Source organism: Hydrogenophaga sp. FW305-3-2-15-A-LB1, from assembly GCF_058787875.1.
This window is the reverse complement of record NZ_JBYTAE010000061.1, coordinates 18,678-38,875: the sequence shown is the minus strand read 5'-3', so window position 1 is coordinate 38,875 and position 20,198 is coordinate 18,678. Positions and strand designations below refer to the sequence as shown.

Annotated in this window: 19 protein-coding genes and 1 tRNA gene; 6 read left to right on the top strand and 14 right to left on the bottom strand. The window is 68.4% G+C overall.

Features of this window, described 5'->3' with window-relative positions:
* Positions 1-25: 25 nt before the first annotated feature.
* Together hemE and priA are read left to right on the top strand one after the other, a co-directional pair.
* Positions 26-1,129 (top strand): uroporphyrinogen decarboxylase, encoded by a 1,104-nt coding sequence (hemE, locus tag AC3WPZ_RS18670; RefSeq protein WP_444688109.1) that lies wholly within the window; start codon positions 26-28, stop codon positions 1,127-1,129.
* Positions 1,130-1,574: 445 nt separating this feature from the next.
* Positions 1,575-3,722: a replication restart helicase PriA gene (gene priA / locus AC3WPZ_RS18665; protein WP_492440907.1), complete on the top strand. Its 2,148-nt coding sequence runs from the start codon at positions 1,575-1,577 to the stop codon at positions 3,720-3,722.
* Between the two features lie 94 nt (positions 3,723-3,816).
* Here the strand turns inward: priA and AC3WPZ_RS18660 are convergent, their stop codons facing one another.
* Entirely contained in the window at positions 3,817-4,218 is a 402-nt protein-coding gene (locus AC3WPZ_RS18660; protein WP_492440905.1) for a hypothetical protein, read from the bottom strand.
* The gene (locus AC3WPZ_RS18655) at positions 4,215-4,718 is read right to left on the bottom strand and encodes a GAF domain-containing protein (protein WP_291117651.1); all 504 of its coding nucleotides are present in this window, start codon (positions 4,716-4,718) and stop codon (positions 4,215-4,217) included. The genes AC3WPZ_RS18660 and AC3WPZ_RS18655 overlap by 4 nt, the downstream gene beginning before the upstream one ends.
* 140 nt (positions 4,719-4,858) lie before the next feature.
* On the opposite strand from AC3WPZ_RS18655, the gene AC3WPZ_RS18650 reads away from it, so the two are divergent.
* On the top strand, positions 4,859-5,824 hold the full coding sequence (locus tag AC3WPZ_RS18650; RefSeq protein WP_382327590.1) for an MBL fold metallo-hydrolase: 966 nt from the start codon (positions 4,859-4,861) through the stop codon (positions 5,822-5,824).
* A 7-nt stretch (positions 5,825-5,831) separates the two neighbouring features.
* Here the strand turns inward: AC3WPZ_RS18650 and AC3WPZ_RS18645 are convergent, their stop codons facing one another.
* From AC3WPZ_RS18645 to AC3WPZ_RS18630, 4 genes are all read right to left on the bottom strand, one after another.
* Positions 5,832-6,767: a type III secretion system chaperone family protein gene (locus AC3WPZ_RS18645; protein WP_492440903.1), complete on the bottom strand. Its 936-nt coding sequence runs from the start codon at positions 6,765-6,767 to the stop codon at positions 5,832-5,834.
* Positions 6,768-6,776: 9 nt separating this feature from the next.
* Entirely contained in the window at positions 6,777-7,502 is a 726-nt protein-coding gene (locus AC3WPZ_RS18640) for a hypothetical protein (protein ID WP_444688107.1), read from the bottom strand.
* 197 nt (positions 7,503-7,699) lie between these two features.
* Positions 7,700-9,844 carry a catalase/peroxidase HPI gene (katG, locus tag AC3WPZ_RS18635; protein ID WP_492436177.1) on the bottom strand — a complete coding sequence of 715 codons (2,145 nt, stop codon included), beginning with the start codon at positions 9,842-9,844 and terminating at the stop codon, positions 7,700-7,702.
* Between the two features lie 133 nt (positions 9,845-9,977).
* On the bottom strand, positions 9,978-10,940 hold the full coding sequence (locus AC3WPZ_RS18630) for an AEC family transporter (protein ID WP_492440900.1): 963 nt from the start codon (positions 10,938-10,940) through the stop codon (positions 9,978-9,980).
* 102 nt (positions 10,941-11,042) lie between these two features.
* Between AC3WPZ_RS18630 and AC3WPZ_RS18625 the strand changes: the two genes are divergently transcribed.
* Positions 11,043-13,121, top strand: a complete 2,079-nt coding sequence (locus AC3WPZ_RS18625) for an ATP-dependent helicase (RefSeq protein WP_444688105.1) — start codon at positions 11,043-11,045, stop codon at positions 13,119-13,121.
* Positions 13,118-13,600, top strand: a complete 483-nt coding sequence (locus tag AC3WPZ_RS18620) for a hypothetical protein (protein WP_382162625.1) — start codon at positions 13,118-13,120, stop codon at positions 13,598-13,600. Before AC3WPZ_RS18625 ends, AC3WPZ_RS18620 begins: the two co-directional genes overlap by 4 nt.
* A 15-nt stretch (positions 13,601-13,615) precedes the next feature.
* On the opposite strand, the gene AC3WPZ_RS18615 is transcribed toward AC3WPZ_RS18620, so the two are convergent.
* From AC3WPZ_RS18615 to AC3WPZ_RS18600, 4 genes are all read right to left on the bottom strand, one after another.
* Entirely contained in the window at positions 13,616-13,867 is a 252-nt protein-coding gene (locus AC3WPZ_RS18615; protein ID WP_382162628.1) for a hypothetical protein, read from the bottom strand.
* Complete coding sequence (locus AC3WPZ_RS18610; RefSeq protein ID WP_382322962.1) at positions 13,867-15,150, bottom strand: TRAP transporter large permease; 1,284 nt, start codon at positions 15,148-15,150, stop codon at positions 13,867-13,869. Before AC3WPZ_RS18610 ends, AC3WPZ_RS18615 begins: the two co-directional genes overlap by 1 nt.
* A gap of 23 nt (positions 15,151-15,173) precedes the next feature.
* On the bottom strand, positions 15,174-15,689 hold the full coding sequence (locus AC3WPZ_RS18605; RefSeq protein ID WP_382162635.1) for a TRAP transporter small permease: 516 nt from the start codon (positions 15,687-15,689) through the stop codon (positions 15,174-15,176).
* A 71-nt stretch (positions 15,690-15,760) separates the two neighbouring features.
* A complete protein-coding gene (locus tag AC3WPZ_RS18600) occupies positions 15,761-16,744 on the bottom strand; it encodes a TRAP transporter substrate-binding protein (protein WP_382163770.1) in 984 nt (327 codons plus the stop codon).
* Positions 16,745-16,851: 107 nt separating this feature from the next.
* Here AC3WPZ_RS18600 and AC3WPZ_RS18595 point away from each other — a divergent pair, with 107 nt between their 5' ends.
* Positions 16,852-17,769, top strand: a complete 918-nt coding sequence (locus tag AC3WPZ_RS18595; protein ID WP_492440898.1) for a LysR family transcriptional regulator — start codon at positions 16,852-16,854, stop codon at positions 17,767-17,769.
* 7 nt (positions 17,770-17,776) lie between these two features.
* Here the strand turns inward: AC3WPZ_RS18595 and AC3WPZ_RS18590 are convergent, their stop codons facing one another.
* From AC3WPZ_RS18590 to AC3WPZ_RS18575, 4 genes are all read right to left on the bottom strand, one after another.
* Entirely contained in the window at positions 17,777-18,421 is a 645-nt protein-coding gene (locus tag AC3WPZ_RS18590; RefSeq protein WP_492440896.1) for an N-acetyltransferase, read from the bottom strand.
* A gap of 399 nt (positions 18,422-18,820) precedes the next feature.
* Positions 18,821-19,222 carry a hypothetical protein gene (locus AC3WPZ_RS18585; RefSeq protein WP_492440894.1) on the bottom strand — a complete coding sequence of 134 codons (402 nt, stop codon included), beginning with the start codon at positions 19,220-19,222 and terminating at the stop codon, positions 18,821-18,823.
* A gap of 109 nt (positions 19,223-19,331) precedes the next feature.
* Positions 19,332-19,407, bottom strand: a tRNA-Phe gene (locus tag AC3WPZ_RS18580).
* Between the two features lie 58 nt (positions 19,408-19,465).
* The gene (locus AC3WPZ_RS18575; protein WP_382322953.1) at positions 19,466-20,170 is read right to left on the bottom strand and encodes a response regulator; all 705 of its coding nucleotides are present in this window, start codon (positions 20,168-20,170) and stop codon (positions 19,466-19,468) included.
* Positions 20,171-20,198: the final 28 nt, after the last annotated feature.

Genomic DNA, 20,198 nt, shown 5'->3' with positions numbered 1-20,198 from the left:
CCCCACCCCAGTCCCCGATACCGACATGCCCTTTGCCCCCCTGCAGAACGACACCTTTCTGCGCGCCTGCCTTCGCCAATCCACCGACCACACGCCCGTCTGGCTCATGCGCCAGGCCGGCCGCTACCTGCCCGAGTACCGCGCCACGCGCGCCCAGGCCGGCAGTTTCATGGGGCTGGCAACCAACACCGACTACGCGACCGAAGTGACGCTGCAACCGCTGGAGCGCTACGCGCTGGACGCGGCCATCCTGTTCAGCGACATCCTCACCGTGCCCGACGCCATGGGCCTGGGCCTGTCGTTCGCCCTCGGCGAAGGCCCGAAGTTCGAGAAGACCGTGCGCACCGAGGCCGACGTGGCCGCGCTGGCCGTGCCCGACATGGACAAGCTGCGCTACGTGTTCGACGCCGTCACCTCGATCCGCAAGGCGCTCGACGGCCGTGTGCCCCTGATCGGTTTTTCGGGCAGCCCCTGGACGCTGGCCTGCTACATGGTCGAAGGCGGCGGCAGCGACGACTACCGCGCCGTGAAGTCGCTGATGTACGCGCGGCCCGACCTGATGCACCGCATCCTCGCGGTCAACGCCGACGCCGTGGCCACCTACCTCAACGCGCAGATCGACGCCGGCGCCCAGGCCGTGATGGTGTTCGACAGCTGGGGCGGTGTGCTGGCCGACGGCAAGTTCCAGGACTTCAGCCTGGCCTACACGCGCCGCGTGCTGGCGCAGCTCAAGCGCGAACACGGCGGCGTGGTGATTCCGCGCATCGTCTTCACCAAGGGCGGCGGCCTGTGGCTGGACGACATGAAGGACCTCGACTGCCACGCCCTGGGCCTGGACTGGACCGTGAACCTGGCCCGCGCGCGCGCCCAGGTGGGCGAAGGCGCCCACGGCAAGGCGCTGCAGGGGAACATCGACCCCAACGTGCTGTTCGCGCCGCCCGAGCGCATCGAGGCCGAGGTGGCCGCGGTGCTCGAGAGCTTCGGCCGGCCGCACCAGGGCGCCGGCACCGGCCCCACGCACATCTTCAACCTGGGCCACGGCATCAGCCAGCACACCCCGCCGGAGCACGTGTCGGTGCTCGTGGATGCGGTGCATTCGCATTCCCGGCGGCTGCGCCAGGCGGCCTGAAGCGCTCCCGTTTTTGCAGCTGAGCCGGGGCTTTTGGCCTGCCCCGGCGCCCTTGAGGCGGCGGATGCAACGCCCCGTTCTGGCGTCATGAAGGCGTCAAAAAGCCGCCGTCTGAACCGGCCATAACACAAATAATGCCGAAAAAGTCACTTGACACGCCTTACTTATGCACAAAACTCGTGCTGCGGTGCGCCATGAGGCCCGCCGCGGCCAGGCGCCAGACAAATCCTACAAGTGCCTCGTAAGTTATTGATTCATATAGATTTTATTTTCTGCTTTTTTTGCGGGCAGTTTAAGCAAACCCTTGATTTGCAAGGCTTCCGACGGCGCGCAGGCAAACTATCAACAAAGTTATCCACAAAAAGTCTGGATATGTTCCGATGCTCTGTCAAATCAACAACTTAGCGCGCATTCCGACAGTCCAGCTGAGGAATGGGCGCTAAGCATGGCTTTCTGGCCCAGCGTCGTCGTGGCCACCCCGGCCCACAGCGGGGTGGGCGCCAGCCTGACTTACCGGAGTGAGTTGTCGCTCGCACCGGGCACCTTGGTGCGGGTGCCGCTGGGTGCCCGGGAGGTGCTGGGTGTGGTCTGGGAATGCCCCGACCAGCCGCCCGAAGGCCTGACAGAAGCCCAGACCAAAACCGTGGCCGGCGTGCTCGAAGGCCTGCCGCCGCTCAACGCGCGCTGGCGCCAGCTGCTGCGTTTCGCGGCGCAGTACTACCAGCGCAGCCTGGGCGAGGTGTCGCTGGCAGCCCTGCCGCCACAACTTCGCGACCTGAACACCGTGCAGCTCGCCCGACGCCTCAAGAAAAGCCAGAAGCAGCAGGCCGACCGCGCCCCGCAAGCCCCGCCCGACGGCACGGCCACCGACATCGGCCTGGACCTGAGCGACGAACAGCGCGAGGCCCTGCAGGCGCTGGAAGCCGCGCAGGCCCCGGTGCTGCTGTACGGCGCCACCGGCAGCGGCAAGACCGAGGTCTACCTGCAGGCCACGCAGCACGTGCTGCAGGCGCAGGCCGACGCGCAGGTGCTGGTGATGGTGCCGGAGATCAACCTCACGCCGCAGCTGGAAGCGCGCTTTCGCGAGCGCTTCGAGCCCCTGTTCGGCGCGGGTGCCCTGGTCTGCCTGCACAGCGGCATGACGCCCGCGCAGCGCCTGGCCGGCTGGCTCGCGGCGCACACCGGCCAGGCGCGCATCGTGCTGGGCACGCGCATGGCGGTGCTGGCCAGCCTGCCGGGGCTGCGCCTGATCGTGGTCGACGAAGAGCACGACCCCAGCTACAAGAGCCAGGAAGGCGCGCGCTATTCGGCGCGCGACCTCGCGGTCTACCGCGCCAAGGTGGAAACGGAGGCGCTGGTGGCCGAGACGGGCGATGCGGCGGCGCGCTGCCGCGTCGTGCTCGGCTCGGCCACGCCCTCGCTGGAGAGCTGGCACGCGGCCGACCAGGGCCGTTACCTGCGCCTGGCCATGCCGGCGCGCATCGGCGGCGGCGCGCTGCCGCGCCTGCGCCTGGTCGACATGAACCACCAGCCCAAGGGCGCGGTGCTCGCCCCGCCCCTGGTGGCCGCGATGGCCGAGCGCATCGCGCGTGGCGAACAATGCATGGTGCTGCTCAACCGGCGCGGCTACGCCCCGGTGCTGGCCTGCCACGACTGCGGCTGGAAGAGCGCCTGCCCGCACTGCAGCGCCTTTCGCGTGTTCCACAAGCTGGACCGCACGCTGCGCTGCCACCACTGCGGCTTCACCGAGCGCGTGCCGCGCGCCTGCCCCGAGTGCGGCAACCTCGACATCGCGCCCATCGGCAAAGGCACCGAACAGGTGGAAGAGCAACTCGCCAGCCTGCTGGCCGACGTGAAGCGCCCCGACGGCGGCCCCGCGCGCGTGGCGCGCATGGACGCCGACTCGACCCGCCTCAAGGGCAGCCTGGAACAGCAGCTCGCCACCATGCACAGCGGCGAGGTGGACGTGCTGGTGGGCACGCAGATGATCGCCAAGGGCCACGACTTCCGCCGCATCACGCTGGTGGCCGGCATCAACGCCGACTCGGGCCTGTTCGCCAGCGACTACCGCGCGCCCGAGCGCCTGTTCGCGCTGCTGATGCAGGCCGGTGGGCGCGCCGGGCGCGACGCGGTTTTCGTGAGCAGCCAGGGCAGCGAGAGCGAGCTGTGGGTGCAGACCTGGACGCCGCAGCACCCGCTGTTCGCCGCGCTGCGCCGGCACGACTTCCCGGCCTTCGCCGCGCAGCAGCTGGGCGAGCGCGAAAGCGCGGGCATGCCGCCCTTCGGCCACCAGGCGCTGCTGCGCGCCGACGCGAAAACCCAGCAGGCGGCCCAGGCCTACCTGAACGCGGCCGCGCAGGCCGCCGACGGCCTGCCGCACCGCGACGAGATCACGCTCTACCCAGCGGTGCCGCTGACCATCCAGCGCGTGGCCAACGTGGAGCGCGCGCAATTGCTGGTGGAGGCCGTCTCGCGCGCCGCCCTGCAGCGCTTCCTGAGCGCCTGGCAGCCGGTCTTGCTGGAGTGCCGGGGCCTGCCGCAGGCGCGTGGATTGGTGCGTTACGCGGTGGACGTGGACCCGCTCGCGATCTAGAGGGATCCCCCGCGCCGCCTGCGGCGTCACCCCCCAGGGGGCAACACCTGCGGGCCGGCGAAGCCGGACCCGCGGTGTTCTGGAGGGCGCCTCTTCAGGCGACGAGGATTTCCGGCATCGGCCAGAGCTGCTCCAGCGTGTGCACCACGTCGCGCAGGCGAAAGGGTTGCAGCAGCAGGCGGCGCACGTCCAGCTCCTTGAGCCGCACCACCAGCTCCGCGTCGGCGCTGGCCACCATCACCGCCACCGGAATGTCGGCCTCGCAACGCAGTTCACCCGCGCGCAGCCGCGTGAGCAGCGCCAGCGCCGCGTCGCGCTCGGCCAGCGAGAGCAGCAGGCCGTGGTCCACGTTGCTCTGCATCCATTTTTCGCCCTGGGCGATGCTGGTCACCTGCTGCAGCCGCACCAGCTGCAGCTCGCGGCACACCGAGGCCACGGTGCCGCGCACCAGGCCATCGGGTTCGATCAGCAGCACCTGCGGCCGGCCGGCGCTCACGACACGGCCTCCTCGCGCCGGAACAGCTCCTCCACCACCAGGTCGCGCAGGCCGTTGAGGATGGCCTCGTCCAGTTTGTCGAAATCGCGCGGGCGCCGGTCCATGATGCACAGCGTGCCCACCACCTGCCCGTACGGCAGGCGCAGCAGCGCCCCGGCGTAGAAGCGCACATAGGGCTGGCCCACCACCATGGGGTTGTCGGCGAAGCGGGGATCGGCCAGCGCATCGGGCACGATCAGCGTCTTCGCCATCGCCACCGCGTGGCCACAGAAGGAAATGTCGCGCGGCGTTTCCTGCACGTCCTCCAGGCCGAAGGACGACTTGAACCACTGGCGATCGTGATCGACCAGCGACACCAACGCGATCGGCACGTTGAACTCTTTCGCCGCGAACGCCGAGATGCGGTCGAAACGCGCCTCGGGCGGCGTGTCCAGGATCACCAGGTCGCGCAGCGCCTTCAGGCGCTTCGCTTCGTTGTGCGGCAAAGGGGGCTTGATCATGCGGGCTCCTGGCCGGTCATGTCGCCGGCTCGCCTTGAAGATCGGCAGTCGGCCCGAAAACGTGAGACCCGCAAAGCCGACCGCGCTCAAATATAAGTAAATTGCGATATAAGAGCAGGCAAGACTACTGGAGACGACCCGTGCCCCGACTTTCCCTTCGCTGGTGGCTTGCGCCCCTGATCGCCCTGGCCACCTTCGCCGCCCAGGCCCAGCCCGCCGCCGACACCGGCCCGGCCATGACCGTGGAGGCGGTCGGCCCCCACAGCTACTACGTGCAGGGCCTGACCCAGCTGGGCTCGACCAGGAACCAGAACTTCATCAGCAACGCCGGTTTCGTGGTCACCCCCGAGGGCGTGGTGGTGGTGGACGCGCTGGGCTCGCCCCGGCTGGCCGAGCGGCTCACGCAGGCGATCCGCCAACGGACCGACAAGCCGATCACCCACGTGATCCTGACCCACTACCACGCCGACCACATCTACGGCCTGCAGCACTTCAAGCAGCTGGGGGCGAAGATCATCGCGCACAGCGCGTCGCGCGAGTACATCCAGTCCGACACCGCGCGCCTGCGCCTGGAGGCCTCGCGCACCGACCTCGCGCCCTGGATCAACGAGCAGACCCGCATCGTGCCGGCCGACGTCTGGATCGACGGACCCACCGCCCTGAAGGTCGGTGGCGTGGTGTTCGAGCTCACGCCGGTCGGGCCCTCCCACACGCCCGAAGACCTCACGGTGTTCGTGCCTTCGGAAAAGGTGCTGTTCGCGGGCGACCTGTTCTTCAACGGCCGCCTGCCCTTCGTGGGCCAGGCCAACAGCCGCCAGTGGATCCTGTCGCTGGAGCGCCTGCTGGCCTTCGACGCCAAGGCGGTCGTGCCGGGGCACGGCGCCGCGTCCACCGACCCGAAGAAGGACATCGGCACCACGCGCGACTACCTCAAGCACCTGCGCCAGAGCATGGGCGAGGCGGTGGAGAACTTCGTGCCGTTCGAAGAGGCCTACGACAAGACCGACTGGTCCGCCTTCGAGACCATGCCCATGTTCGGCCCGGCCAACCGCATGAACGCGTACAACACCTACCTGCTGCTGGAGCAGGAGGCCTTGAAGCGGTAGGCAACCGTCAAGGCGCGCTCAAGCGTCGACCCGCCTGGGCCGGCGGGCCTACCGGCATGGCGGTTTCCATCCGCGAGACCGTGTCGCGCAGGGTGTCCCAGACACCTTGGCCTTGTGCCGCCAGGGCATGCAGCAGATCGCAGAACTCCTGCGCGCTCGGTTCGACCGGCAAGGTCTGCTGCAGCGTCATCACCACCGCCTCGCGCTGCGGGAGCACGCTGAACAGCACATCGCCGCCCGCGCCCATCAGAAAGTTGCTCCACAGCAGGCCCTGCCACAGCTTTTCACGCGGGACGATTGGCGCCATGCCCAGGTCGAGGCTCACCTGGAAACGCCCGGGCACCAACGGGTCGTGCCGCAGCAGCATGTCCACGCCGTCCACCCGCAGGCTGCCCTCGCCACGCCGCAAGGCATGGCGCTCGGCGATGCCCACGTGGTCGCAGAGCGCGTCGATCAGCGGCTCCCAGCCATCGGGCTGCGTGGACACGGGCCGCCGGGTGCGCCGCAGCGGAGCCAGGGCCTGGAGGTCGGCCATGGCCTGCCGCGACGGCAGGGCCTGCCAATGCGCCCGCGCGCAGACCAGCAGCTCACGCAGCCAGGCGGCCAGCTCGGCACCCGTGGTCTGCGTGTCCAAGGGGTGGTGCGCGGTGAGCATGGCCAGATCGCCCTCGGGTGACAGGCTCCAGCCCAGGCTGCCGTTGCAGGCCCATTCGAAGTTGCTGACCAGCAGCCGGTGCCAGATCCATTCGCGCTGGTGCGGGTCGGCCGGTCCCAGGTTCAGGCGCGCCTGGACCAAGTGTGGCGCATTTTCTGCGTCGTGATGCAACAGCATCTCGTGCCCGCCCACCTCCAGCAGCCCGCCGTCCTGCAGGCGGTGCGCGTCCCGCAGGCCGAGGTGTTCGCCCATCTGCGCCAGCACCCGTTCGAGCTCGGAGCGCGCCATCGACCCGGCCTACCGCGCACGCACCCAGGTGCCGGACCGGAAGCGATAGCTGGGCGCGAGCACGCCCTGGTCCTTCGTCCAGGTGTCGTAGATCGACCCCGCCTGGCACGCCCATGCGCGTTCGGAAAATCCGTTCGACAGGTTGTCGAACAGGCCCGACGCGCCGTGCACGGAAAACACGGCGGACTTCACCAGCAACACCGGCAGGCAGACGCACAGCATCGCAAGCACGCCCTGCACCTTGCCGTCGCCGGTGGCCAGCCAGTCGGCGAAACCGTCGCCCCACAGCGCCCGCACCAGCCGGCTTTTGCCCAAGGACTGGGCCAGGCCCCCATCGCCCCACTCCTTCGAGGCGCATGCCACGGCATGCGCCAATGGAATCGCGACCGTGTTCAACGCCAGCAGCAGCGGAAACGCCAGCACGGCCGTGAAAACACGGAACACCCTGGCCAGAAGCGGGTGCCTTTGCGCAAACGTGGGCAGGCTCTTCACGGCCTGGACATCCTGGTGCACCAACACCCGCGCCCTCACCGAGGGAGGGTCCTCTCGCAGCGACGGCGCGGAGATCGAAATGCCCGAAACCTCATCAGAACCCGGCAAGGGGCCAGAGCCGGCCTTCGTCGATGCCCAGGTGTTGCCAGGGCTGAGCGCAATGCCCCTGGGGCTTTCCACCTTTTTGAAGGGGTCGACCCCGACCTGGGCGACCCTCCTCGCGCTGAACCCGACCACGTCCATGAACCACATCCTCACAACACGAACACAACACCCGTCCCCATCGCACCGCGACGGGTCCAGCATGAGTGCGCCCCCATGATCGAAAGTTTGGTTGATGCAGCAACGGCATGGGCCTCGCCGCCGGGGACATCGGCCCATGCCCAAAACAAAAGCCCCGGGATTCGGCATCCCGGGGCTTGGACGGATGCCCGAAACGATCAGGCGATGTCGAACCGGTCCAGGTTCATGACCTTGGTCCAGGCGGCCACGAAGTCCTTGAGGAACTTCGACTGGCCATCCGCGCTGGCGTACACCTCGGCATAGGCGCGCAGCACCGAGTTGGAGCCGAACACCAGATCGTTGCGGGTGGCGGTGTACCGCAGCTGGCCGCTCTGGCGGTCCTTGCCTTCGAACACCTCGGCCTCGGCATCCACCGGCGTCCACACGGTGTTCATGTTCAGCAGGTTGACGAAGAAGGCATTGGTGAGTGCGCCGACCCGGTCGGTGAACACCCCGTGCTGGCTGCCGTCGGCGTTGGCGCCGAGCACGCGCAGGCCCCCCACCAGCGCGGTCATCTCGGGCGCCGTCAGCGTGAGCAGCTGCGCCTTGTCGACCAGCAGCGCTTCCGTCGACGCGGCGCTCTTGCCCGCCTTGTAATTTCGAAAGCCATCGGCCTCGGGCTCCAGCACGGCGAAGGATTCGACGTCGGTCTGGTCCTGCCGCGCATCGACCCGCCCGGGCGTGAACGGCACGTCCACGGCGACCCCCGCGGCCTTGGCCGCCTGCTCGACACCGACCCCACCGGCCAGCACGATCACGTCGGCCAGCGAGGCCTTGCCCGAGGCTTTCTGGATCTCCACCAGCTTGGGCAGCGCCCTCACCGCCACCTGGTTGACCGCCCAGTCCTTCTGCGGCGCGAGCGCCAGGCGCGCGCCGTTGGCGCCACCGCGCTTGTCGCCACCACGGAAGGTGGAGGCCGAAGCCCAGGCCACCGAGACCAGCTCGCTCACCGACAGGTCCGAGGCCGCGATCCGGGCCTTGAGGTCGGCGATGTCCGCCGCCGTGGGGTTGTGCGTGGCCGCGGGCAGCGGGTCCTGCCAGATCAGGTCTTCCTTCGGCACTTCAGGGCCAAGGTAACGCGCCTTGGGTCCCATGTCGCGGTGCGTCAGCTTGAACCAGGCACGGGCGAAGGCCTCGGCGAAGGCTTGCGGGTCGTTGAGGAAGCGCTGGGAGATCTTGCCGAACTCGGGATCGAAGCGCATGGTCAGGTCGGTGGTGAGCATCTTGGGCTTGTGCTTCAGACCGGGCACGTGCGCATCGGGGATGATCTCCGGCGCGTCCTTGGCGACCCACTGCCTGGCGCCCGCGGGGCTGCGCTCCTCTTCCCATTCGAACTTGAACAGGTTCTCGAAGAAGTTGTTGCTCCATTGCGCGGGGGTGGTGGTCCAGGTCACTTCCAGGCCGCTGGAGACGGTGTCCTTGCCATGTCCACTGCCGAAGTCGCTGGTCCAGCCCAGGCCTTGCGCTTCGATCGAACCGCCCTCGGGTTCCTTGCCCTTGTGCGATTCCGGCGCCGCGCCGTGCGCCTTGCCGAAGGTGTGACCACCGGCGATCAGCGCGACGATTTCCTCGTCGTCCATGGCCATGCGGTAGAAGGTGGCGCGGATGTCCTTGGCCGCGGCCATGTAGTCGCCGCTGGCGTTCGGGCCTTCGGGGTTCACATAGATCAGGCCCATGTGCGTCGCGCCCAGGCTCTTGACCAGGACGCGGTCGCCCTCGAAGCGCTGGTCATCGCCCAGCCACTTGGTCTCGGCGCCCCAGCTCACGTCGGTATCGGGTTCCCACACGTCCTCACGGCCCGCCGCGAAGCCGAAGGTGCGAAAGCCCATGGACTCCAGCGCCACGTTGCCCGCGAGGATCATGAGGTCGGCCCAGGAAATCTGCTGGCCGTATTTCTGTTTGATCGGCCACAGCAGGCGGCGCGACTTGTCGATGTTGACGTTGTCGGGCCACGAGTTGAGCGGCGCGAAGCGCTGCTGGCCACGGCCGCCGCCGCCACGGCCGTCGGTGGTGCGGTAGGTGCCGGCCGAGTGCCAGGCCATGCGGATGAACTGCGGGCCGTAGTGGCCGAAGTCGGCGGGCCACCAGTCCTGGCTGTCGGTCATCAGCTTGTTCAGATCGGCCTTGAGTGCCTTGTAGTCCAGCTTCTTGAATTCGGCCGCGTAGTCGAACGATTCGCCCAGCGGGTTGGACTTGGCGGAGTGCTGGTTCAGCACGTCCATGCGCAACTGGTTCGGCCACCAGTCCTTGTTGCTGGTTCCGACACCGGAACCGTGGTGGAAGGGACACTTGGCTTCTGACATGGGGATCTCCTTTGTGGTTGGCGGGGGTGAGCCAACGCACTTTAGAGAGCCACCCCGGGGGTGTCAAAACAAAAGCCTGGATGAAGGACATAGGCAGTGCCTATCGAAGCTTCATTCTCCCGTCACGAAAGCTTCAGGTCAGCAGCGCCACGGCCCCGGAGAACGTGAGGAAGGCGGCCGCCGTGGTCACGAGGATGATGCGGGCGATGCGCCCGTTGTCGGCGCCGAAGCGCTCGGCCAGCAGCGAGACGTTGCTCGCGCTGGGCAGCGCGGCCACCAGCACCATCACCACCAGCGTCGGCCACGACAGTGGGGCACCCGCGCGGATGGCCAGCCAGCCCACGGCGAGCACCAGCAGCGGGTGCACGAAGAGCTTCATCAGCGCCACCGGCAGGTAGTCGGCCAGGGGCATGGGGTGGTTGGCCGTCATCTGCGCGCGCGCCAGCACCGCGCCAATGGTGAACAGCGCCACGGGCGAGGCCGAATCGGCCAGCAGCCACACCGTCTGCTCCACCGGCTTGGGCAGGGTGAAGGCCCAGGCCGAGGCCAGGCCGCCGAGCACGATGGCCCAGGGCATGGGGTTGGTGAGCACGCCCTTGAACGCCTTGCGCGTGGCCTCGGCCACCGCCGAGCGGCCCTGGCCCTGCGCCTCGTCCAGGCGCGAGAGCGCGATGCACAGCGAGCTGGTGATCACCATGTCCACCACCATGGTGAGGATCACGGTGCCCGCCGCCGACGCGCCGAGCAGGGCCACGATCAGCGGCACGCCCATGAAGCCCGAGTTGGGAAAGGCCGCCACCAGCGCGCCCAGGGAGGCGTCGTTCCAGCGGATGCGCGCGTTGCGCGTGAAGGCGATGGTGGCGCCCACCACGATGAGACCGCACAGCAGGTACAGGCCGGCCACCCAGCCGTCGAGCAGCTGCGCGATCGGTGTGGTGGAGCCGAAGCGGTACAGCATGCAGGGCAGCGCGAAGAACAGCACGAAACCGTTGAGCCCGGGAATGGCCTCCAGCGGCAGCATGCGCCGGCGCGCGGCCACGTAGCCGGCGAGCACGAGCGCAAAGAAGGGGAAGGTGACCAGCAGGATGTGCAGCACGGGGCCGATTGTCTCAGGCGCCCGTGGGCGGCCCGCGACACCCCGCCCGGTATGATCCAACGCTCTTTTCCCGCCTTTCCCGACGCCCGCCCGCCTCCCTCCATGTCCCACGGCCTGAACCTCGCGCAACTGGAAGCCGTGAACCACCTGGCGGGGCCCTGCCTGGTGCTCGCGGGCGCGGGCTCGGGCAAGACGCGCGTGATCACGCACAAGATCGGCCGGCTCATCCAGGCCGGCCTGGCGGCCGACCGCATCGCCGCCATCACCTTCACCAACAAGGCCGCCGCCGAAATGCGCGAGCGCGCGGCGCAGCTGGTGGGTCGCGACGCGCGCAAGGTGCTGATCTGCACCTTCCACGCGCTGGGCGTGCGCCTGCTGCGCGACGACGGCGAGGTGCTGGGCCTGAAGAAGCAGTTCTCCATCCTCGACACCGACGACATCACCAGCCTGCTCAAGGACTGCGGCGGCACCACCGACGCGGCCACCGCGCGCGGCTGGCAGTGGGGCATCAGCGCGTGGAAGGGCGCGGGCATGAACGCGGCACAGGCCCTCGCTCAGGCCAAGGACGAAAACGAGCGCGTGATGGCGACCATCATGGCGCGCTACGAAGAGCGCCTGGTGGCCTTCCAGAGCGTGGACTTCGACGACCTCATCACGCTGCCGCTCAAGCTGCTGCGCGAGCACGAAGACGTGCGCGCGCGCTGGCAGAAGAAGATGGGCCACGTGCTGGTGGACGAGTACCAGGACACCAACGCCACGCAGTACGAGCTGCTCAAGCTGCTGGTGGGCGAACGGGCGCGCTTCACCGCCGTGGGCGACGACGACCAGTCCATCTACGGCTGGCGCGGCGCCACGCTGGACAACCTGAAGAAGCTGCCGCACGACTTCCCCGAGCTCAAGGTCATCAAGCTGGAGCAGAACTACCGCTCCACCAGCGCGATCCTTCGCGCGGCGAACAACGTCATCGGCCCCAACCCCAAGCTGTTTCCCAAGACGCTGTGGAGCGACCTGGGCGAGGGCGAGCCGGTGCGCGTGGTCGATGCCGACAACGAGGAACACGAGGCCGAGCGCGCGGTGGCGCGCATCCTGAGCCTGCGCGCGAGCTCGCAGCACAAGGAGTGGCGCGACTTCGCCATCCTCTACCGCGCCAACCACATGGCGCGCCCGTTCGAGCAGTCGCTGCGCCGCGCGCAGGTGCCGTACAAGGTCTCGGGCGGCCAGAGCTTCTTCGACAAGGCCGAGATCCGCGACCTCTGCGCCTGGCTGCGCCTGCTGGTGAACAACAACGACGACCCGGCCTTCCTGCGCTCGGCCACCACGCCCAAGCGCGGCATCGGCCACACCACGCTGCAGCAGCTGGGGGCCTTCGCCACGCAGTACAAGCTGAGCCTGTTCGAGGCGCTGTTCGCCAACTCGCTGGGCACCGCCCTGCCCCCGCGCGCGGTGGCCACGCTGCACGAGTTCGGCCGCGCGGTGAACGACCTAGAGTACCGCGCGCGCCACACCGTGGGCCACGAGGCCGGGCGCGCCTTCCTCACCGAGTGGCTCAAGGACATCGACTACGAGAAGCACCTCTACGACAGCGAGGACAACGAGAAGGTGGCGGCCGCGCGCTGGACCAACGTGATGGACTTCTGCGACTGGGTGGCCGGGCGCTGCGGCGGCAAGCTGGAGGAAGAGGACGGCGTGAAGATCGAGAGCGAGCGCAAGAGCCTGCTCGAGGTGGTGCAGACGATCGCCCTGCTCTCCACGCTGAGCGAGCGCGAGCAGGACCAGAACGTCGTGACGCTCTCGACGCTGCACGCCTCCAAGGGCCTGGAGTGGCCGCACGTGATGCTGGTCGGCGTGAACGAGGGCCTGCTGCCGTTCAAGATGGACGAGGAGCCCGGCCAGAGCGACGCGCAGGCGGCCGACATGGCGCAGCGCCTGCAGGAAGAGCGCCGCCTGATGTACGTGGGCATCACGCGCGCGCAGCGCACGCTGGCGGTGAGCTGGCTCAAACGCCGCAAGAAGGGGCGCGAGAGCGTGCCCGGGCAGGCCAGCCGCTTCATCAAGGAGATGGCGCTGGACCAGGCCACCGTGAAGGAAGACCCACGCGAGAAACTGCGCGCGCTGCGCGCCGAGTTCGCGCAACGCGCCACCGACCAGGCCGCCCAGAAGGCGGCCGACCCCGCCTCATGAAACACCTCTGCCTCGCCGCCGCGTGGGCGCTGCTGGCCGGCGCCGGCCATGCGCAAGCGCCGGCCACACCCCCGACCGTCTGCAGCCAACCCGGCGACATGGCGCCCAGCCAGCTCTACGGCCTGTGGCAGCTGGTGCTGTGGCCGCAGGCGGGGGGCAGCGAGGCCGCGCCCGCCTCCACCGGTGCGCTGCTGTTCGAGCGCCACCCGGAGTACCCGGACAGCGTGCGTGGCAGCCTGAAACGCAGCACCGCGGGCAACGACCGGCAGGCGGTGGTGTCCGGGGACGTCATGGACGGCGAGTTCAACCTCGACGAGTCGGCCGACGGCGTGAGCATGGACGCGGTGTGGGAAGGCCACGTCACCGCCTCGGGCTGCGGTCAGGAACTGCGCGGCATCCGCCGCTCGGCCCAGGGGCGCGGCACACCGGCCGAACCGGCGATGAACTTCGTGCTGAAGAAGGTGCCGGGCTGGCGCTGAGCCACCCCTGCGAGGTCAAGGCCGGGGGTCGACCGGCGGCTGCAGCAGGTGCCGGTTCTCCGGCGCCTGGAAAAAATCCACCAGCACCTGCAGGTCGCGCTTGTTGAACTGCGCATAGCCCTCGCCGGACTCGATGCGCGAGGACAGCACGGCCACGCCCTCGTCGAAGAAGTGCAGCGACAGGCCGCGATCGAGCACCACGTCGGTGATCTCGCCCTGGGGCGAGACGGCCGCGTCAGGACTGGAGCGGCGGGCGGCGCGGCGCATCAGAAGCCCAGCGCGTGCGGCAGCCAGGTGGAGATCGCGGGCACGAAGGTGAGCAGCAACAGCACCACGAGGTGGGCCCACAGGAAGGGCGGCAGCTCGCGCGTGAGGGCCATGAGCGGCACCTTGGTCGCCACCGAGGTGACGAACAGCAACCCGCCCACGGGCGGCGTGATCATGCCCAGCGTGAGGTTGACGATGACCACCATCGCGAAGTGGATCGGGTCGATGCCCAGCGCGGCCGCGATCGGCGCCAGGATGGGCACGAGGATGGTGACGCCGGGCAGCGGCTCCATGAAGATGCCGAACAGCAGCAGCAGGATGTTCACCGCGATCAGGAAGGTGACGGGCGAGAGATCCCAGCCGATGATGGCCTGCGCCAGGTCCTGCGGCACGCCTTCGATGGTGAGCACCCAGGCGAAGGCCGACGAAGCGGCCACCACGAACAGCACCGAGGCGGTGAGCATGGCCGAGCGCGCCGCGATGCCGGGCAGCGCCGACCACTTGAGCGTGCCGTAGACCCACTTGCCGCAGACCAGCGCGTAGAACACCGCGACCACCGAGGCCTCGGTGGGCGTGAAGACGCCGAAGCGGATGCCGACCAGGATGATCACCACCAGGAACAGCGCGGGCACCGCCTTGATGGTGTTCATGAGCATCTCGCGGCCGGTGGGGCGCGGGGCGTCGGAGCGGAAGTCGCGCCGGCGGCAGACCCACCAGTTGACCCAGCTCATGGCGGCGGCGATCAGCAGGCCTGGGATGAAACCGGCGATGAACAGCGCGCCGACGGAGACGTGCTCGTCCTGCAGCGCGTAGATGATCATGATGATCGAGGGCGGGATGATGGGCCCCACGATGGCGGTGCTGGCGGTCAGCGCGGCCGCGTAGGCGCGGTCGTAGCCGGCCTTGTCCATCATGCGCACCATCATCGAGCCCGGACCGGCGGCGTCCGCCAGGGCCGAGCCCGAGATGCCCGAGAAGATGGTGAGCGACAACACGTTGGCGTAGCCCAGGCCGCCGCGCAGGTGGCCGACGAACTGCGAGGCGAAGCGCAGCAGCACCAGCGTGAGCGCCCCGCCCGACATGATCTCGGCCGCGAGGATGAAGAAGGGCACCGCCATCAGCGGGAAGCTGTCCACGCCGGTGAACATTTCCTTGAACACGATGATCTGCGGGTACTGCCCGCCCAGGGCCACGGCCAGGGCGGCGGCGATGGCGAGCGAGAACGCCACGGGCACGCCGATCAGCATGAGCACGACGGCGGCGACGAACAGGGTGATGACCATGGTGGGGGTTCCGCGTCAGGGGCTCAGAGCGAGGCGGCCGCCTCGGCGTCCATCTCGGGCGACTCGTGGAAGCGGCCGTCGATCACGTAGCGGCGCACCAGAAAGGCCAGGTGCACCAGCATCAGGATGAAGCCCGCGGGCAAGGCCGCGTAGATCCAGGCGAACGAGATGCCGGTGGCGGGCGTGGTCTGGAACCGCATCACGCTGGTGTAGACGATGGAGAAATACGTCATCGAGACGCAGAAACCGGCGATCAGCAGCACCACGAGCGCGCGCAGCACCCGCGCCAGCGGCGTGGGCACGGCCTGGTGCAGGTTGTCGATCGCCACGTGCCCACCGAAGCGCAGCACCAGCCCGGCACCGAGGAAGGTGCCCCAGATCATGAGGTGGCGCGCGACCTCTTCGGCCCAGACGATGGAGTCGTTGGTGGTGTAGCGCAGCACGACGTTGGCGAACACGATGACGGACATCGCCGCCAACAGCAGGATCAGCACCCAGCGGTTGACGGCCACCAGGGCGTTCTCGAATCGGTCGATCATGGGGATTTCCTGCGGCGCTCGTGCCAAAGCGAACCACCCGGCACGGGGCCGGGCGGTGGGGGGTCAGACGGTCACTTCGCGTTGGCGATGCGGTCGATCAGCTCTTTGCCGTACTTGGAGGCGTACTGCTGGTAGGCGGGCGAGAGGGCCTGCTGGAACGGCGCCTTGTTGGGCACCTCGGTGATCTGCATGCCCTGGGCGCGCAGCTCGTCCACGCCCTTCTTCTCGATGTCGTCGACGAACTGGCGCATGGCCTTCGCGCCGTCCTTGGCGCCCGCGGTCACGGCGGCCTTCTGGCTGTCGTTGAGCGAGTCCCAGAACTTGGGCGAGACCAGCAGCATGGCCGGCGAATACACGTGGCCCGTGAGCGCCAGGTGCTTCTGCACCGCCGAGAGCTTGGCCGAGGCGATCACCGAGATCGGGTTCTCCTGGCCGTCGATGGTGCCCTGCTGCAGCGCGCCGGTGACTTCGGGCCAGGCCATGGGCGTGGGCGCGGCGCCCAGCGTGCGGAAGGCGGTGATGTGCACCGGGTTTTCCATCGTGCGGATCTTCAGGCCCTTGAGGTCTTCGGGCTTGGTGATCGGGTGCTTGCCGTTGGTGATGTGGCGGAAACCTTGCTCGCCCCAGGCCAGCGCGACCAGGTTGCGCGACTTGAACTTGCCCAGCAGGTCCTGGCCGATCGGGCCGTCGAGCACGCTGCGTGCGTGGTTGATGTCGCGGAACAGGAAAGGGATGTCGGTCACACCGACTTCGGGCACGAAGTTGCTCAGCGTGCCGGAGGAGACGATGGCCGCTTCCACGGTGCCCAGCTGCAGGCCTTCGAGCAATTCGCGCTCGCCACCCAGGGCGCTGGAGGGGAATTGACGGAACTTGAACTGGCCGTTCGTGGCCTTCTCGAACGACGCGGCCCAGGCGTTGGCGCCGGCACCGTAGTGCGAGTTCGGGGCCAGGGCGTAGCCGATCTTGACTTCGCGGGTCTGGGCATGCGCAGCGGTGCTGATGGCAAGGACTGCGGCGCCCACGGCCAGCAGGCCGGCGCGGCGGGAAATGGACATCATGTTTGTCTCCGATCGTTGTATGCCGGGTATGGCGGTCGCCACTGTATTGAGATGCCGGCATTCGAGCCAATACCGTTTGCAGGCCTCTGTTATATGATTTTCGTATGCCTGACATCCGGCAACTCCGCTATTTCATCGCCGTCGCCGAAGAGCTGAACTTCATGCGCGCGGCCGAGCGCCTGCACATCAGCCAGCCGCCCCTCTCGGTGCAGATCAAGGCTCTGGAGGAAGAACTCGGCGTGCAGCTGTTCGAGCGCACCAACCGGGGCGTGGTCATGACGCCGGCCTCGCAGACCTACTACGTGGAGGTGCGCGCCGTGCTCGCTCGGCTGGAGCACGCGCGCATCCTGGCCCAGCGCAGCGCGCGCGGCGACACCGGCTCGCTGGCGGTGGGCTTCGTGTCCATCGCCAACGTCACCATGCTGCCCCAGGCCCTCAAGCTCTGCCGCGAGCGCTACCCCGGCATCGAGCTGCACCTGTCGGAAGAGACGCTGGACATGCAGGTACCCAACCTCAAGACCAACAAGATCGACATCGGCATCGCGCCCGGGCCGATCAACGAGCCCGGCCTGTCGTTCCAGCCGCTGTTCGACGAGCGCCTGGTGCTGGCCCTGCCCGACAGCATGAAGGAGGCGCACATGAAGAGTCCCAGCATGAAGCTCTTCAAGCACCAGCCCTTCGTGCTGTTCGGCCGCCCGATGGCGCCCGGCCTGTACGACGCGGTGCAGGACTACTGCGCGCGCGCCGGCTTCACGCCCGAGATCGTGCAGTACGCGCGCCAGATGCAGACCATCATCTCCATCGTGTCCACCGGCCTGTGCATCTCGCTCATTCCGTCCTCGCTCTCGCAGCTGCAGCGCCCGGGCGTGGCCTACGTGGTGCCGAAGGAGCCCAGCCCGATCGTGCGCATGGGCCTGCTCTACCGCACGCAGGACCGCAACCCGGCGGTGAAGAACTTCATCGACATCGCGGCCGAGGCGTCGCGCTCGTGGAAGAAGCGGGGCCCGCCCGCGCTGCGCTGAGACCCGCTCAAACCCCTCGCATGCCGGTGGCGGCGGCGAAGCGCGCCAGCGTCCAGCCGCTGCCAAGCAACAACATGCGCGTGTGCAGCTCGTCCATCACCTCGGGCGCCACCTCCGGCCCGAGGTAGGTCAGGATCTTGTCTTGCAGGCGCACGCAGCCCAGCTCATGGTCGCGCGCCAGCGAACGCCACAGCGCGTGCGCACCCGGCGATTGGCGCGCGCCGGTCACCAGGCACAGGCCCGCGCCCAGACCCCAGCGGTAGATGGCGCTCGCCAGGCCGCGCCGCTGGTAGGCCTCACCGTAGCTGGAATGGGGCGCGCGCACCACGCGGTCGGCCGCGCGGTTGACTTCGATGAGGCGGTTGAACACCGTGTAGCCCGCCAGCCGGCGGTACCGGACGTCTTCCACATACACATAGAACTCGCCATCGGCCTCGCGGTAGCGCACCACGAGGTCCGGGTCGTTCAGCGGGATGGCGGGAATGCCATGCAGGCGATCACCGGGCTGGTGGATGCGGTCGTAGATCGAACCGAAGGCGTCCTCCATGGGCTGGCTGGGGCGCTCCACGTCGATGCGCAGCTCCGTGCACCGGCGCCACCACGCGGGTGGCGCGAACGACCAGGAAGGCGGAGGCGAAAGGGTGAGAACCATGGACGGAAAACTCCAGACGTGCAGGCACGGCCGCGCGCGAGCGCGGGCGTGGAACGGCCTTGGCGAAGAAGGCCGGGCGGCAGGTGCGTGGAGGGGTGGACTCGGGCCGCGGGCTAGCCGCGGGCCTCGATGCGCCGGAGGCGTTGACCTGTCACGCTCAGGTCAACGCGAAACGAATGTGCGGCCAGGGGCCCACGGGCATGGCGGCGCGGCCGACGAGGGCATCGGCGATGAAGAACGGGCGCGCGCAGACCCACGCCATCACCGAGATGGCGCGGGCTTGTGTGAAGAGGCACACCCGACATGAAGAAACAAACGCTCCGCTGGACGACTGGTGGTTGTCAACGCGGGGATGTTAGTGGCGCACCCATACCGCACGCGGGAGGTGCGGTATTGCGTTCAGGCGGTTTCCGCGGCGGCCGCCGCGACAGGCACATCGGGCACACCGACCAGCAACTGGCTCAGGTGCGCCGGCACATCGTTGTCGAAACTCATGAGCGCATCGCTGGGCTGCGCGGCGGCGGCGGCCTGCAGCAGGTCGCGCACGGCCGCCTGCTGCCCTGCGTCGGCCGGGTGACCGAGCCGCGCTTCCAACGCGCAGAGCACCGCCTCCCGCAGGCGCTCGGAGCCGAGCACGTGCCAGGCGTAATCGATCTCGTACCGGTCCACCGCGTTCTTCAGGCTTTCGCCATCCAGCCGGGCCTCATCGGCCACGTGCGCCAGCGTGCGGGTCACGAGGCCTTGGGTGAAGCGGCTCAACAGGTCGTCATCGCGCGCAAGCGCCGGGGTCACAGCAGGCATCGGATCTCCAGAAGGGGAATGGGCGGGCGCTGGCTTCGAGCCGATAGCTTGGAAAGGCCGAGCCCGGAAATGAAAAAGCCCATCGCGAGGGATGGGCTTTTGCGAGATTTGGTGGCCTGGGGCGGAATCGAACCACCGACACGCGGATTTTCAATCCGCTGCTCTACCAACTGAGCTACCGGGCCTTTGGAAGAAGCGAGATTGTAGCAGCTTCCGGCGCCTGGTTTTTCCGCCGTCGGGCGCTCAGAGCGCGTTGCGTTTGCTGCGCGCCAAGTCCACGCCGAGTTGCTTGAGCTTGCGGTACAGGTGGGTGCGCTCCAGGCCCGTCTTTTCGGCCACGCGGGTCATGGAGCCGGACTCTTTGGCGAGGTGGTATTCGAAGTAGGCTTTTTCGAAATCGTCCCGCGCCTCGCGCAGCGGGCCATCGAGGTTGAACGACTGCAGCGACTGCGGGCCCAGGTCCATCATTGCCGGCTCGGGCAAAGCGCTGCCACTGACGGCGGCCTCCACCGCGATGTCGGTCGATGACAGCATGCCACCGCCCATGCGCAGGGCGGACACGACGGGGCCGCTGGGCTTGGCGGGGGCCTTGTTGAGCCCCTGGTCCACCGCCTTGAGCAGCTTGGCCATGGTGATGGGCTTTTCGAGGAAAGCGGTGGCACCGATGCGCGTGGCCTCGACGGCAGTGTCGATGGTGGCGTGGCCGCTCATCATGATCACGGGCATGGAGAGCAGGCCACCGCTGGCCCACTCCTTGAGCAGGGTCACACCGTCCGTGTCGGGCATCCAGATGTCGAGCAACACCAGGTCGGGGCGCAACTGGGCGCGCACAGCGCGGGCCTGTGCGGCGTTTTCAGCGAGTTCGACCGTATGGCCTTCGTCGTTGAGGATCTCCGAGAGCAGGTCTCGAATCCCCAGTTCATCGTCTACGACCAGAATAGTTGCCATGGCGCGGTGTGTGTCCCTCGGAACGTGT